The organism is Bacillota bacterium (genome assembly GCA_040754675.1).
Classification (GTDB): Bacteria; Bacillota; Limnochordia; order Limnochordales; family Geochordaceae; genus Geochorda.
The window spans coordinates 1-14737 of the sequence record JBFMCJ010000047.1; the positions used below are offsets into that span (position 1 = coordinate 1).

A 14737-nucleotide genomic window follows, 5' to 3' on the forward strand; every position below is an offset into this window, starting at 1 on the left:
AGGGCGGGAGCCCCGGCTCAGCGGCCAAGAAGGGCTCCCGCCCGGCCCATCACTTCAGGTGCAGATTGACGTACATCGGCAAAGCGCCAAGCTGGTCTGACGCCTCTCCGGCGTTGTACGGGTTTTCGGCCGACGGCCACCCGACGAAGCGCGACTCGTTATAGTCGAGGAAGTTGGTGCGGTTCGTCAGCGGGATGAAGGGCACTTCGTCCAGGACGACGCGGGCGATGGCATTGATGGCTTCGCGTTGAACCGCGCGGTCGCTGCTCTCCCGGAACCGCTTCAACGCCTCCGTGATCTCGGGCCGCACGAAGCGCGCCCAGTTGGACTGGGCCGTCTCCCCTATCTTCTCGGCCGAGAACTCGGGGCTGAACTCCTGGTAATACAGGTAGTACGGTGTTGGGCCGCTGCCGGTTCCCCAGGAGATCGCTGTGTCGTAGGTGCCGCTCATGAGGCTCGTGATGTAGCTGTTCCACGGCTGCTGGTCGATGACCGTGTGGATTCCGAGCTTCTCCAGGTTCTGCGAGATGATCTGAGCCATCGTGATGAAGTCCGTCCACCCGGCACCCACTAGGATCTTGAACGTGGGGAGCTTGCTTCCGTCCGGCGCCAGGAGGTCGCCGGCAGCGTTCCACTTGAAGCCCGCCTGGGCGAGTAGCGTACGGGCCGCGGACGGGTCATAGGGGTAGTAACGGCTCTTGAGCGACGGGTCAAGCCACTCGTCAAGCTGCGCCGGCACGATGCCGGTGGGATTCGCCGGGTCCGCGACGCTGTAGTACGCTTTCTCCGACAGAGCCTTCTTGTCGATGGCCATCGCCATCGCGCGCCGCAACGCTGCGCTGTCGAACGGCGCCTTGGCGGTGTTGACGTAGAGAATGTTGGTATTGGTGACCGGCCACCAGAACTTGTGAACCGCCGGGTTGCGGGCCGCGAACGACTTTGCCGGATCGGGCAGGAAGGCGTACGTGAAGTCCGCCTCTTCCCGCAGCATCATGAGGAGCACCGTCGTGTTGGAGTCGACCGCCTGGAAGGTGATACCGTCGATGTAGGGGCGACCCTTCATCCAGTAGTTGGGGTTTCGAACCACGGTCATGGACTGCGGCGTGAAGCTCTTCACCACGAACGGGCCGGTTCCCACCGGCTGCTGGTTGGTGAACGCCACAGGGTCTTCCACGCTTGACCAGATGTGCTCAGGGACGATGGGCAGGGATGCGATGTAGTAGAAAAGCGGGGTATTGGGGCGCGAAAACGTGAAGACCACGGTGCGGTCGTCGGTTGCCACGACCGACTCCAGGCCGCCTGCCCAGATGCCGGTCAGATCCGTGACGGGATGCTTCTTGATGTAGTTGAACGTGAACGCAACGTCCCGGGCGCTGAACGGCTTGCCATCGCTCCACGTAACGCCCTGGCGCGTTTGGACCGTGAGCTTCCGGGCATCAGGACTCCACCGGTACGAGACCCCGAGTAGGGGCGTTTCCCTGCCGCTTGTCGGATTGATGTAGAACAGCGCCTCGTAGATGGCGGAGAGAGTTGAAGGCATGTTCTGGCCAGGGGGCAGGAACGGGTTGCCGTTGTTGACCATGGTGCCCCACGGCTGGACGGTACGGAGCATGCCGCCGTACTTGACCGCCTGCTGCGCCCCGGCCATACCGGCCAGGAGCGCCAGCATCGCTAACAGTACGCTAACGAGCAGCAGACGCCGTCTCATCTGTCGAGCCGACCTCCTCTTCAGGGGCGCCTGTTCGCGCCCGTCGCGGAACGGCTTCCCCACGCCTCACCAGGTGGCCGCTGCGCAATCTCGGTTCGCTTTCCCCTTTCACCCCCTTGCCCCGGAGGGGCGCCGGGATAGCCTCTGCCCGGGGCTGCGCGCATGAGGAACGGACTACCAGGACCGGGTCGATCACGACGCGCTCGTTATCGTCCGGTCTGGCCTCGCCCGAGAGCTGGCGAAGGAGCAGCTCGGCCGCCCGAAGCCCCATCTCGCGCATGCTCTGGCTCACCGTAGTCAGGGGCGGATGCAGCAGGGCGGCCAGCGGGATGTCGTCAAAGCCTATCACCGAGACGTCCTCCGGCACTCGGACACCGTGTTGGCGCAGCGCATCCATGGCTCCATGCGCCATCAGGTCGTTGGAGGCAAAGATCGCGGTGGGAAGGGTGCCGGCGCGAATCCACTTCTCCACGGCCCGGAAGCCTCCCAGACGCGTATAGTCGCCCGGCTGGATCATCGACGGTTTCACCTTGGTCCCGGCCTCGTGCAGGGCCTCCCTGTACCCCCGTAGACGCTGCTGGGACGAGGGGATCTCCATGACCCCCGTGATGTATCCGATGGATCGATGCCCCAGGTCGATGAGATAGCGAGTGGCCATATAGCCGCCCAGGCGGTTGTCAAACGTCACGGACGGTCCGAGGGGATCGTCGTTGCGGTGATCCACCCACACAACAGGGAGCCCCTTGGAGGCAAGCGTTCGGCGGTAAGTGTCCCCGAAGGTCGGCGTCAGGAGGATAAGACCGTCCACCCGGTCTGGCCCGAGCACTCCGACCCGGGGGGATTCGGCCCGTCGAGGGGTGTACAGAAGCAGGTCGTAAGCGGTGCCCGCCAACCCGTCATTTACGCCTCGCAGGATTTCTGCGTAAAACGGAGAGGTGACGTCGGGTATGAAGACTCCGATGGTGTTGGTGCGCCCCAACTTTAACCGGCGGGCGGTTGCGTGAGGAACGTATTGAAGCCGATCCACGGCCCGCAAGACCCGTTCGCGAGTGCCCGGCCGCACGTGAGGGTCGTTGTTGAGCACCCGGGAGACCGTCGATTTTGAAACGCCACAAGCTTTGGCGACATCAGTAAGCGTAGACAGTCGCAACACCCCGGTAGGTTGGGAACGTTCCCAACTGCATGCGTTTTCAGGATACCCTGGCGCTCGCCCGCTGTCAAGCATACGGTTTTGCGGTAGCCAGGCATTTGCCTTGCCTCGTAGCTGTCAGGCCCAGCGGAGGTCGTACGTTGCCAAGCTCGCGCCGTCCATTGCGCCGGCCAGCTCTTCACCCGCTGCCTATGGCCCAGGCAACGCACCCGGCGCTTAGCGACCCCGGCTACCGGTTGACGGGCCTCGTGGCCCGCGACTAGACTCGAAGTGCCCCATCTTGGTGCCAAACGAAAGAGTAAGGGACTTCCATGGCGCAGCGCGTTGTGTTGCCGCTACACCTGAAGTGGAGCGGCCCTCGAGAATACGACCTGTCCGATCCCGCAGAACTGCGGCGTGTGTATGAGATCGTCCTCCGTGAGGGCCGCGCCCGGGATGTCCGCCAGTTCATCGATCCGGACAAGCTCCTCACGCTATGGGACGAGCTGGTACTGCCCGACCACGTCCGGGCAGCCTGGGCTGACTACTTCCTGCTCAAACGAGGCATCGCGCTGCGGCGCACGAACTGGCGGGCATAAGCCATGCTCTCGCCCTTTCAGACGAGGATTGCTCGGCTCTTTCTCAGCATGCCCGAGGCTCGCCACTTTGCCCTCGGAGGAGGCGCCGCGCTGGTCTTCAAGGGTGAGATCACGCGCGAAACGCAGGATCTGGACTTCTTTGTGCCCATCCAGGAGGAAGTGTCTGCGGCTGCCGAACGGTTCAAGGAACGCCTGCGCGACGAGGGCCTGTCGTTTGACGTGGTCTCGTCGTCACCTGCGTTCGTGCGCCTGGTTGTCCGAGGCGAAGAGGGCCAGGAGATCCTGGTCGATATAGGGTTCGACTTCCGATTGCGGGAGCCAGAGCAGACGGATATAGGCCCCGTCCTTACCACTGAGGAACTGGCCGCCGACAAGATGCTGGCGTTGTTCGGCCGCGCAGAGGCCCGCGATTTCCTCGACATCTTTTTCCTGAGCGCACGGCTTGGGACCCCCCGGCTCATCGAGCTGGCTCGCCAGAAGGATCCCGGCTTCGATCCGCACGTCCTGGCGATCATGATCGGTCACTTCGACCGGCTTGCGCGTCGAGAGTTCGCGGTGGACGACCGAACCTACCAGGAGATGAACTCCTTTTTCCGGCAGTTGAGGGCTGAACTCATCGAGCGAACTCTCCAAGGGGACGATGGCCCCTCCGGGAAGGCGTAACCGCCGCACCCGATGGTGTGACCTTTCACGGCCGCGCTCTCTTAAGCCCGAGGAGATCCCACGCAATGGCGACGGCTTGCTGGGGCGTTTCGGCCCGGATAATCGGGTCGGGAAACTCGCTCTCCTTCCCGGCATCCTTCGCCAGCCGCCACGTGCGCAGCCCCACCACGGGGATACCCAGCTTGAGAGCGAAGGCAATTTCGGTCAGCGTCCCGTAACTTCCGCCCACCGCCACCAGCGCCTCGGAGGTTCGCGCCACGATGCTGTTGCGGGCCTCCCCGAGGTTGGTCACGATGGGGATGTCGATATACGGGTTAGCGGCCGACCGATCATCTCCGGGCAGGATGCCAACGGTTAACCCGCCGGCGGCTTTGGCGCCTCGTGCGGCCGCCGCCATCACGCCGCCCATCCCGCCGCAGACCAGCACGGCGCCCCGGCGGGCGACCTCCGCGCCCACCTGCTCTGCCAGGCCGGCAAGTTCGGCCGAGCAGTCCTGCTCCCCGATGACGCCGATGAAGTGCCGTTTCACCATTGCTGGGTCATTTCTGGCGTCTCGCGGCGAGTCCCTTCACTGTCCTCCCTGAGTGACCCGCCAAGCGGCAGTTGCCTCGTCCCCGCTCGTCGACACAATGATCTCGTAGAGATTCCCTACACGGCGAGTGTTGGCTGTCACCGGCGAAGGGACCACGAACAGGCTGCATCGGTCCGGTACGAAAACCCGAACGACGAGCGAACCCGGCGGCTCCCCCGTGAAGCTTGACCCCAAGCGATACTCACCTGACCCGTCCGGTAGTCGAAGCGCCTCCACTTGCACGTCAGCACAAAGCCCTGTTACCGTTTCGGAGGGCCAGCTCACTCGGCATTGGACTGCCCACCTTCGTGCCTGGTTGCTCAGCCCCCCGAACTCCGGTCTACCCGGCGCCGGCAGGTACGCGACCACAGCCGGGGAGTCGGTCGCTACTCCAAAGCGGCTGGCCCCGTCAGCGTTTCGCCAGCGTCGCAGAGGCTCTCCGGCAGGAACACCGGGGTCCAAGTCCATCGGGAGGACACACGGAACCCGAACGAAAGCAGGGATACTCCCCACCGGAGCCGGCCATGGCCGGCGGGAGGGACCCTGCACGATCTCCCCGGCAAAGAGGTCAACCCATGTACCTTCGGGGAAGTAGACCTCTCGCTGTTCCACACCCGGTTGAAGCACCGGGCACACCATCACTGCATCGCCGAACATGTATTGGTCGTCGATCTTCCAGCACTCCGGGTCCTCGGGAAAGTCAAAGAACATCGGTCGCATCATCGGGAGACCCTCCGTGGACGCGCGCTCGGCCGCAGTCCAGATATACGGAAGCAGATTCATTCGCCAGCAGGCGAGGCGCCGGTACGCATCCACCACTCCCGTGACTCCCGTGCGGGCTTCAATGTTCCACGGCGTCCGAGCCTGAGAGGGACCTTCTCCGGCAGGGGTCTCGGAGTGGTACTGCATCACAGGCGTGAATAGAGCCATGGAAGCTGCCCTCAAATACAGCTCCGCGGACGGGATCTCCCCGCTGAACCCACCTAGATCCCACCCCCAGAATGGCACCCCCGAGATGGCCGCGTTGAGTCCGGCTGTGAGGCTCGCCCGTAGGGCCTCCCACGTGCTGTCCTCGTCGCCGGCCCAGTGAAGCGGCTGCCGGTGGGCGGCTACGAAGCCCGAGCGACTGAACGTCACCCGTTCCGGCCCGGCCAGCTTGCGGTAGGCGGCTACGTAGGCGTCAGGGTAGGCGTTGTGCAGAGTCACGGCGCTCCCTCCCGAGAGGCGAACGCCGTCACACCACAGATGCTCACCACCGTCGGTTTTGAAGCCGTCAATTCCAACCTCCTCGACCAGGTAGCGTCGCTTGCTCAGCCACCATTCCGTAGCACGCTCAGAGGTGAAGTCGAGGATCGTGCTTCCTTCAAACCACCGTCCACCCGGTATCCGGTAGGGCTTGCCGGCCCCATCCACCGGGCAGAAGCCATGCGCAATGGCGTGGGCTTCGTCCATGTCCCGTTGTCGGCACTCACCGGCCGGCAGGTATTTGAGCACAGGGACCTGCCACAGCAACACTCGCAGGCCTCTCCGGTGAAGGTTGGCCACGAACCGCCGGGGATTGGGCCAGCGCCCTGCCTCCGGAAACTGGAAATCATCGTAGCGGAACGCCTCGCCTCCCGGCCGCGGATCATACTCAGCGTCATTGAAGATGTAGAAGGTGGCCTCGTCGGACCATGCCTCGACGACACAAACGGTGGCGGGAATCCTTAGTGAAACCGAACGCGCGACCTCATCCTCGACCCGTTGCTGAGAGTTCCACTCGTTCGCCGACATCCACGGGCCGAAGACCCACGGTGGGGGCAACACCGGCAGGCCTGCGATACGGTAGTACTCCTGGAGCAATTCTCTGGGGGTGGACCCCCTCAACACGTGAAGGGAAAGGGACGGGAGGCCACCCGGTTCAACGCCTCCCAACCGGTACTCGATCCACCATCCCGGATGCCAAGTAGATGGCTCGGACCTCGGGCAATAGACTCCATACCCGGCGGAGCTGAACACGAGAGGGACTGGAAGGTACGTCCGGCTACGCTGAACCTTGTATTGATCGTATACAAACATCTCAACCCGTACGTCATCCCCGTCCGGATACCAGCCGAGCGCCTCGGAGACCCTCCCCAAGCGGTCGTAGCGTTCTCCCCCGCCGTAGAACCATTCGCTCGGACCATTGGTTGCAGGCCGGATGAGCGCCGGGGCAGCGGCCGTCGGCCAGGGGATGCGTACGCGATACACCTGCTGGGTGTCCCACAGAATCCAGACGTCTGCACGAAGGTCCCGGGGTGGCTCGGTAAGATCTTCGGGGGCCGCAACGCAACTTAGGTCCCCCCAGGTGACGCGGACCGTGTATGACCCAACGCCGTTCCCGTGCCCTCCGATCGTGTCAGTCTCCAGCACCCCTGCACGCACCCAGGCGGCCGCCCTCACAGCATGCCACTCCGTGACGGCCGTAGGGTTGTCATCCACACCGGCGCAAAGACGGTAGCGGACCTCCTCGCCGGGACGGAGGGTGGGAAGCACGGCATACCAGTAGCTGACGCCACCCGCCATCCGCTGCAACTGCATGCGAACCCGCGGTTGGTCCACGCCATTGCGTCGCCACTCCACCCAGGCCCTCTGACCGGCGGCTGCGGGGCCGCTGCGCGCAACCAGCGAAAGAGGCTGTCCGGCAAGGGGAGGCCAGGGGCGGGCGTCACCCTCCCCTGGCCCTCCCGGCACACCCGCCCGGTAAGGATCCATCTCCACTGAACGCGGTGTGTGCTCGATCCATGCTGGCGGCGTTAGCATGAGCAGCGCCAGCTTTCCAGCTCTGTAATCGTCGCGTTGGGCGTCACTTCCTCAGCAATGCCTCCAGCACCGGTTTGACGTTCCGCAGCGCCTGTTCAGGGGTGAGCCGGCCCAGGCGGGCAAGCTCGAGTTGCTGGTTGATGACATCGGTCATCTCGTTCCACGACTCAATGACGGGAGGCACGACGGGATTCTCCAGTGCCCGGAAGACCGCGCGGCGGTTGGAAGGCGGCGTTTGCCGCAGGTAATCCTGCATCAGGCTCATGTCCTGGAGCGCTGGCAATTCCCAGCCGCTTCGGATACGCACTTTTGCTGCGAGCGAGCTGGATGTGAAGTACTTGATCCACTGCCAGGCAGCCTCCGCCTTCTTCGTGGTCCTTGATATCACCACCGCATTGGCGAAGAAGTGGTTGGCCTTGGTGACGTTGCCCGGCTCCACCTCGATGTCCCAGCTGAAGGGCGCGGCCTGGTAACTACCGAACATCCAGATGCCCGTGTGCAGCATGGCGACTTTGCCAGCCTTGAACATATCGACGGGGTCTTGCCCCGCCAGCTCCTCGTTGGTCGGGCTGACGTGGTACTTCAGGATCGGCTCCACGAGCCACTTGAGCGCTTCGACGTTCTGCGGGCTGTCCACAACCACCTGCCTCATGTCGGGGCTGAAGATCGAGCCGCCGTTCTGAGCGATCACCTTGTAGAACTCCCAGAACTGCACGGGCTGCCACTTGCCCCAGATGCGTTGGCTCTGATTCGTTAGCTTCTGCGCCGCCGCCAGTTCGTCCGCCCAAGTCCAGTCATAGGTCGGGAACGCAACCCCTGCCCTCTGGAAGAGGTCGCGATTGTAGAACAGCACGACCGTCGAGAACGTCTCGACTAGCCCGTACTGCTCGCCACCGTAGCGGAAGACCTCGTACGCCCTCGGGTAGTACGCCCGGCCATCAAAGGTGGGATCCTTACGGATCAGGTCGGACAGCGGCATCAGGTGACCACGCTTGGCGTAGCCGACGAAGTTCTCGTAGTTTAACTCGAAGGTGTCCGGCGCCGTGCCCGTGGCAATCATGGTCTGCAGCTTGGTGAAGTAGTCGTTCCACGATGCGGTCATGACCTTAACGCGGATGCCCGGGTTCTCCTTCTCAAACCCCTTGATGATCTCGTCGAGGTCGTTCAGGTGATCAGGCACAGCCGAAAAGGTGTAGTACGTGATTTCAACGGTAGCCGACGAGGCCGCTCTGGCCATCACCCCCATCGATACCAATACCATCAACCCAACCAGGAACCATGAGAGCCGACTCTTCATCCTCTCCCCATCCTTTCCTCCTTAACCTTTCAGTGCGCTCAGGGTCAGCCCGCGGATGAACTGCCGCTGAGCGGCAAGGAACACCAGAAAGATCGGAAGTACCGCAACGACAGCACCGGCCATGACCAAATTCCACTGGGACGTCCACCGGCCGTGCAGAGTGGCGAGGCCGAGCGGGAGCGTCATCCGGTTCGTATCGTTAATGACGATGAGCGGCCAGAGGAAGTCGTTCCAGGACCCCATGAACGCAAAGATGAAGACGGCACCTAAGGCTGGTCTCGCCAGTGGAAGGAGCACCCGGGTGAACACTGTCCAGTGTCCAGCACCGTCGATGAAAGCGGCCTCGTCCAACTGCCGGGGGATGGTCTGAAAGTGCTGACGCAGCAGGAAAACGGCAAACGGGCTGATCCACTGCGGTAGGATGAGCGCCTGATAGGTATCCACCCATCCCACAAACCGCATGACAACGAAAAGGGGGATGAGTGTCACCTGAGCCGGTATCATCAGCGTCGCGAGGTACAGCACGAAGAGCGCGTCCTTCCCTTGGAAGTGCAGCCGAGCGAAGGCATAGGCTCCCATGGCCGCAATGAGGATTTGCCCGACGGTGCCGCTGGTCGCCACAATGACGCTGTTGAGCACGAACCGTCCCACCGGGAAGCTCTCGCTCAGGCGCCTAAAGTTCTCCCATGCGGGGGAGGATGGCCACCATTGAATTGGCAGTACCATGACGGCGCCGTCGGGCTTCAACGCCGTTGAAACCATCCAGAAAAACGGCAGCAGCATACTGGCGCTGGCGACCCAGAGCCCGGAGGTCCCAACCACCCGGAGCGACCCATGGAGATCGGCGACCCGCGAGGTCGCCTGGTGCACAGAACGACATGTCGTGATAGAGGACTCGATTGCATGACCGCCCTTCATTGATAGAACACCCATCGTTTCTGGAGCTTCAGTTGCAGAATGGTGACGGCGAGGACAATGGCAAACAATACCCAGGAATACGCCGAGGCCGTTCCCATTCGGAAGTACCGGAACGCATGCCTGTAGATTCGTTCCACGAGGACCGTAGTGGCCCCGCCCGGGCCTCCTTCCGTCATGATCCAGACCTGCTCGAACACCTGGAAGGAGTTGATGAGGAGCAGGGCGACCACCATGAAGGTGGTGGGAGAGAGCAGAGGTATCACGATACGGCGCAGTCTCGCCCAGCGGTTCGCGCCGTCGATCTCCGCGGCCTCCAGAAGTTCCGGGTTGATGTTCTGGAGTCCGGCGAGGTAAAGCACCATGACAAAGCCGATGTCCTTCCATACGCTTGCGATGATGACGGAAGGCATCGCCCAGGACGGATCGAGCATCCAGCCGGGTTGGCGGAGCCCAAGCCATCCGATGAACTGGTTCACGGGGCCATAGACCGGGTTCAGCAGCCACTTCCAGATAATGGACACCGCCACCCAGGACGAAACAACCGGGGCAAAGAACGCGACCCGATGGACCGAGAGTCCCCGACGCGGCACGTTCATGGCCAGGGCGGCTACAAACCCGAGGGCCATAACCGCGGGAACGTATCCGGCGATGTAGGTCAACGTGTGAAGGAGGGCCTGCCAGAATTCAGGTCGCGAGAACAGGTCGACGTAGTTGGCCAGACCAACCCACCGGGGCGGCGATATCAGTTGCCAGTCGGTGAAGCTGATACCGAGGGCTGCTATCATGGGAAAGACGCGCACGAGGAGGAGCCCGAGCAGGCTCGGCAGCAAGAACGCCGTAACCACGAGACCAGATGGAAGACCCCTCTGACCAACCATGCCGAGCCCGCTACCTCCCAACCTGGCTACCTTCAGGATGGGACACGGCGTGTACCCCAGGTACCGCACCCCAGGGCAGTTTGAAGAGCGCCTCCAGGATTTCGAGGGCCGCGCCCGTCAACCACGGGTTGCCGGGAACGCCGGAAGGTAACAACTGGAGGCGGTCCGCGAGGCCATTGAACGCGTGACGGTAGAGGCTCTCCCGGATAGGGGCCAGCAGAAGGTCGCCTGCCTGGACGCCCGCCTCGCCCCCCACGACGATGGTGTCGGGGTTGAAGAGGTCCACCACAATGGCCAGCGCCCGCCCGATTTGCATGGCGGCGTCGTTTAGGATGACGGTGGCAAGAGGGTCGCCACGGCGCGCCGCCTCCACCAGGGCTTCCCGGGTGGGGTAGCTGCCTCCTTTCTCGCGGGCCTGTCTAACGAGGGCGTCGTCACCGGCAATGGCCTCCAGACAGCCCCGGCGACCGCAGCGGCAAGGAGGCCCGTCGAGCTGCATCGGGATGTGGCCGATCTCGCCAGCACCCCCGATGGCTCCGCGCATGAGGCGCCCCTCCACTACGATACCGGCCCCTATCCCAACGCCCAGCGTGACGCCGACGAGGCAGCGGCTGTTCTTCCCCGACCCGAGCCAGTACTCCGCAAGTGCGACGGCGTTGGCGTCGTTATCCACCACAACCGGCACGTGGAAGTGGGCCTCAAGCTCGTCACGCAGCGGAATACTCGTCCACGTGAGAAAGTGGGACGAGACCGACGTTCCCGTCGCGACCTCTACGACGCCAGGCAGTACGACGCCGATACCCATGACGCGTTCCCAGTCAATCCCTGACTGGTCAACGACCGCACCAATCGCCGTCTTCAGCGCGGCAAGAACGGCGGGCCCGCGGCGACGGTCAGGGGCGCTCTCAGGAACGTCAAGCGGGAACCGCCGCTCCGGCATCAGTTGCAGCTTCAAGTCGCACAAGGCTGTCGATATGGATTCCGGTGCCAGCTTGACTGCCACCACGTAGCGGGCCTGAGGGTTGAGGTCGAGCAGGATCGGCCGGCGCCCGCCCTCACTGGTGCCGGTTCCTGTCTCGACGACGAGTCCATCCTTGAGGAGCCGCTCAACGATACCGCTCACCGTGGACTTGCCAAGGTGCGTTCGCCGAGCCACCTCGGTGCGGGAGATCGGGCCGTAGCGCCGGATGGCGTCCAGCACCAGGGCCACGTTTACGTCCCGAATCAGCTCCTTGGTACCGGTAATCACGCCTGGTTGCCGGCACCTTCCATGGTGAGTTCGTTCACTGAACGTTCTAAGTATCCAATACGACGCCCGCTCGGGATTCCCTTCTCGGATTCGCGCGGGACGAGCCAGCGGTCAGGCCCGGATGGAACCGGAATCCCTTTTTCGCCTGAACCACTTCGCGTCGGCCAGTACCACCGACGTTTCGATCTGGCGGTCAGGCACCGTCCAGTACCGGCGCAGCAGGCGCTCTTTCTCCTGCGGCGCCACCAGCCGGAAACCGTGCTTCTCATAGAACCGGATGGCCCATGTGGCGTCGGTCCAGGTGCCGACAAGCACAGGCCGGTTCGTTTGCGCAAGGAGGTGGCGCAGGAGCTGGCCGCCTATCCCCCGGCGTCTGTGAGCGGTCCGCACGTACGCATGGCGGATGAGCGCGACGTCCCGGACGTGCTGGATGCCCATGACCCCCACCAGCTGCCCGTCTCGCTCGGCCCCCCAGAACACGACGCCGGCGGCTATCTCCTCGGCGAGTTCCTCCCGGGACATGTAGGGTTCTTTCCAGCAGTCGGCCGGGATGACCCCTCGATAAGCCATGGCCGCATCGTTGATGATGGCGTAGATGGCCTCGAAATCTTCAGGGCGGCAGAGCCGCAGCACCGGTGGGTCACCCCCCGAAAGCCGACAGATCGAACCCGTGGCTTGCCAGGGTCCACAGGATACTGCGGGTGTGCTCCCGCTCGTGCTCGATGGCACGGCGAAGCGCCTTGCGGGCGGTCCAGCGCTCGGTGAGGATCTCGCAGAACCACGAGGGAGTCGTCACCTGGTTCAGCACCTCGTCCGGCGCCATGCGGAAGAACCGCTCGAACCCCTCCCGTACCATCAGCAACCGCTCGACGGGGTCGGACGACGCATCCATCCGCCGGTCGAGCGCGTCGAGTTCCGGCGGCATGCCATGCTTCGACGGATCGTCGATGACACGGGTGATGTACCAGAGTTCGGCGTTGGCGACGTGCCGGAGTATCTGGCGGATGGGGCGGGCCTTCTCGTTGTACCGCCAGTCGAACGCCTCGGGTGGAAGCCTGCGGACCAGCGCTACCAGGCCTTCCCGGGCGCAGCGGGCGATTTGCAGGTAGCGCTCCACTTCGTCGCGGGAGAGTGGCGCCAGGTCGGGGCCGTAAAACCCCACGTCGTCACCCGATTCGAAGTCGCCCTCAATCGGCTGCTCCTCGGCGATGGCCCATTCCACGCTGCCGTTCTGCGGGGGTGGGCTCTCCCATAGGCCATGGGACGCAAGCCAGCGCAGGTGCTCCGAGATGGCGCCACCCATCTCCCGCTCGAAAGACGCTCGGCTCTCAAAGCGAATCCCGAGCCCCGGGGGCTCCAGCACGTGCGCCATGACCCGTCCTGACTTACGGCTCGTGTCCAGGTAGACCTCGAAACGCATGCGCCCACCTCCGACCAAGCTCTTTCACGGCGCACCCCGGCCTGCTGCGCCTTTCACGGCCGCCGCCACACGATGACGTCCTCGAAGAAATCGTCAGCCCGGCGTCCCGTGCGCCGGTTCACGTGCCGGCGGAACCTGTACTCGAGCCGCACGCCCAGCCGCTGCCCGATGGTGTCGTACAGGTCCATGCGGTCATGGACGACGATGACCAGGATCGTTCCCGGGGGCATGGCCCGCATGACGTTGCCCAGGGCCGCCGTCATCTCCTCCACGTAGGCCTCGACGGCCCGCCGTGAGTGGCCCTTCCAGGAGGCCCCAATCTCCTGCTCGCGGGCCTCACTGAGCCCGAGGAGCTCAAATGCATATCGGTGCTGCTCGTGATAGTCGATGAGGCCCACGTAAGGAGGCGACGTGAGCACCATGTCGCACGCAGGAAAACCCACCCGGCGGGCGTCGCCCTGGATGACCGTCGCCTTGGCGTTCGTGCGAAGGCGTGCAAACTCCTTGATGCGCCGGACGGCGTCCAGGCTGTAGCGTTCCAGGAATTTGAGGGCATCCGTCGTCGGGTGGCAGATGCGGCGGTGCTTGTGGCAGTAGTAAGGTTGTGTCACGGGCTCCTTAGGGAAGTCGAGGTCGAAGTGCGTGGTGAGACGCGAGGACCGGGCGGCCCTCGACAGGACGACTTTGAGGAGTTCCTGGTAGGGGTGGCGAGGTATGAGCGAACGGTACAGCAGCAACTGGCGCCTCACCTGCGGGGCGAACCACTTCCTGAGGTACTCGCTTTCGGTCTCCTCGACCTGGCGACCGTCCCCGAACAGGGAGGGCTCAAGGCTCAACCGAAGTTGCGTCAGGATGTCGTGGACGGCCCGCTCCAGAACGTCCAGGTCGTAACGGTCGGTCTTCACCTTCGTCAGCAGGCAGTTGAACGGCGAGATGTCGCACCCGACCGACTCGATGCCCAGGGCGTTGGCCTCGACCAGGGTGGTTCCCGACCCGCAGAACGGGTCGCAGACGACCCGGGGCCGGTATTTGCGGAGAAAGATCTCCGCCATCTGCGGGACGAATTTCCCCAGGTACGGGTGAAGCCGGTGGACGTGCTTGGTGCGCTCGCGCTCGGGGAGGTCGCGCTCCCGCCAGTTGAGGTTGAGGGCCCGGAGATCCGTCTCCGGCGTAACCGACGCAAAGTCGGTGAAGGGCCTGCCGTCGTAATCCGGGTTGCCGGTGACGCCCAGGTGGCGCCTGCCGCCTGGGGTTCCGGCCGGCATAGCCCCGTCAGCCCCACTATCCATGGATACCCGAGCCCCTGGCGCTGATCGCTGATACAGGCTCGTGCCTGCCGTGACGTACCAAGCTCTCCGGAACCGTGCGTTCCACGTCGCAGACGGCGGCCAGCAGCTCAAAGCGCGTCCGCACGGTGGTGGGCTGGCCGGGGGCGAGCACTTCGGGCAGCGTCACCGAAACCCCCGCCCGGTCGAGCGACGGCGTCCAGGGTCCGCCTGTGCGGTTGGCGACGGTGACCTCCTG

At 64.0% G+C, this 14737-nt stretch carries 14 protein-coding genes; 2 read left to right on the plus strand and 12 right to left on the minus strand.

The window, feature by feature from the left end; genetic code table 11:
- Positions 1-49: 49 nt before the first annotated feature.
- Positions 50-1708: an ABC transporter substrate-binding protein gene (locus AB1609_04655; GenBank protein MEW6045762.1), complete on the minus strand. Its 1659-nt coding sequence runs from the start codon at positions 1706-1708 to the stop codon at positions 50-52.
- The gene (locus AB1609_04660) at positions 1683-2933 is read right to left on the minus strand and encodes a LacI family DNA-binding transcriptional regulator (GenBank protein MEW6045763.1); all 1251 of its coding nucleotides are present in this window, start codon (positions 2931-2933) and stop codon (positions 1683-1685) included. The genes AB1609_04655 and AB1609_04660 overlap by 26 nt, the downstream gene beginning before the upstream one ends.
- Before the next feature lie 236 nt (positions 2934-3169).
- On the opposite strand from AB1609_04660, the gene AB1609_04665 reads away from it, so the two are divergent.
- Positions 3170-3436, plus strand: coding sequence for a hypothetical protein (locus AB1609_04665; protein ID MEW6045764.1), 267 nt, complete (start codon positions 3170-3172; stop codon positions 3434-3436).
- A gap of 3 nt (positions 3437-3439) precedes the next feature.
- Complete coding sequence (locus AB1609_04670; GenBank protein MEW6045765.1) at positions 3440-4099, plus strand: nucleotidyl transferase AbiEii/AbiGii toxin family protein; 660 nt, start codon at positions 3440-3442, stop codon at positions 4097-4099.
- A 25-nt stretch (positions 4100-4124) separates the two neighbouring features.
- Here AB1609_04670 and AB1609_04675 read toward each other — a convergent pair whose 3' ends face one another.
- The 10 genes from AB1609_04675 to AB1609_04720 form a co-directional block, all read right to left on the minus strand.
- Positions 4125-4631: a TIGR00725 family protein gene (locus AB1609_04675; protein ID MEW6045766.1), complete on the minus strand. Its 507-nt coding sequence runs from the start codon at positions 4629-4631 to the stop codon at positions 4125-4127.
- Positions 4632-4667: 36 nt separating this feature from the next.
- Positions 4668-7250 (minus strand): TIM-barrel domain-containing protein, encoded by a 2583-nt coding sequence (locus tag AB1609_04680; GenBank protein ID MEW6045767.1) that lies wholly within the window; start codon positions 7248-7250, stop codon positions 4668-4670.
- Positions 7251-7494: 244 nt separating this feature from the next.
- A complete protein-coding gene (locus AB1609_04685) occupies positions 7495-8748 on the minus strand; it encodes a sugar ABC transporter substrate-binding protein (protein ID MEW6045768.1) in 1254 nt (417 codons plus the stop codon).
- 21 nt (positions 8749-8769) lie between these two features.
- The gene (locus AB1609_04690; protein MEW6045769.1) at positions 8770-9618 is read right to left on the minus strand and encodes a carbohydrate ABC transporter permease; all 849 of its coding nucleotides are present in this window, start codon (positions 9616-9618) and stop codon (positions 8770-8772) included.
- A 44-nt stretch (positions 9619-9662) separates the two neighbouring features.
- Positions 9663-10544, minus strand: coding sequence for a sugar ABC transporter permease (locus AB1609_04695; GenBank protein ID MEW6045770.1), 882 nt, complete (start codon positions 10542-10544; stop codon positions 9663-9665).
- A gap of 10 nt (positions 10545-10554) precedes the next feature.
- Positions 10555-11793: an ROK family transcriptional regulator gene (locus tag AB1609_04700; protein MEW6045771.1), complete on the minus strand. Its 1239-nt coding sequence runs from the start codon at positions 11791-11793 to the stop codon at positions 10555-10557.
- Positions 11794-11904: 111 nt separating this feature from the next.
- On the minus strand, positions 11905-12426 hold the full coding sequence (locus AB1609_04705) for a GNAT family N-acetyltransferase (GenBank protein ID MEW6045772.1): 522 nt from the start codon (positions 12424-12426) through the stop codon (positions 11905-11907).
- A gap of 7 nt (positions 12427-12433) precedes the next feature.
- The gene (locus tag AB1609_04710) at positions 12434-13213 is read right to left on the minus strand and encodes a DinB family protein (GenBank protein ID MEW6045773.1); all 780 of its coding nucleotides are present in this window, start codon (positions 13211-13213) and stop codon (positions 12434-12436) included.
- A 53-nt stretch (positions 13214-13266) separates the two neighbouring features.
- A complete protein-coding gene (locus tag AB1609_04715) occupies positions 13267-14502 on the minus strand; it encodes a DNA methyltransferase (GenBank protein MEW6045774.1) in 1236 nt (411 codons plus the stop codon).
- The coding region (locus AB1609_04720; GenBank protein ID MEW6045775.1) for a hypothetical protein at positions 14495-14737 on the minus strand (243 nt) is incomplete at its 5' end. The genes AB1609_04715 and AB1609_04720, both read right to left, overlap by 8 nt.

Coding starts and splice junctions, on each gene's coding strand:
- AB1609_04655 (MEW6045762.1), bottom strand. CDS start 1,708: ATGAGACGGCGTCTGCTGCTCGTTAGCGTACTGTTAGCGATGCTGGCG.
- AB1609_04660 (MEW6045763.1), bottom strand. CDS start 2,933: ATGCTTGACAGCGGGCGAGCGCCAGGGTATCCTGAAAACGCATGCAGT.
- AB1609_04665 (MEW6045764.1), top strand. CDS start 3,170: ATGGCGCAGCGCGTTGTGTTGCCGCTACACCTGAAGTGGAGCGGCCCT.
- AB1609_04670 (MEW6045765.1), top strand. CDS start 3,440: ATGCTCTCGCCCTTTCAGACGAGGATTGCTCGGCTCTTTCTCAGCATG.
- AB1609_04675 (MEW6045766.1), bottom strand. CDS start 4,631: ATGGTGAAACGGCACTTCATCGGCGTCATCGGGGAGCAGGACTGCTCG.
- AB1609_04685 (MEW6045768.1), bottom strand. CDS start 8,748: ATGAAGAGTCGGCTCTCATGGTTCCTGGTTGGGTTGATGGTATTGGTA.
- AB1609_04695 (MEW6045770.1), bottom strand. CDS start 10,544: ATGGTTGGTCAGAGGGGTCTTCCATCTGGTCTCGTGGTTACGGCGTTC.
- AB1609_04710 (MEW6045773.1), bottom strand. CDS start 13,213: ATGCGTTTCGAGGTCTACCTGGACACGAGCCGTAAGTCAGGACGGGTC.
- AB1609_04715 (MEW6045774.1), bottom strand. CDS start 14,502: ATGGATAGTGGGGCTGACGGGGCTATGCCGGCCGGAACCCCAGGCGGC.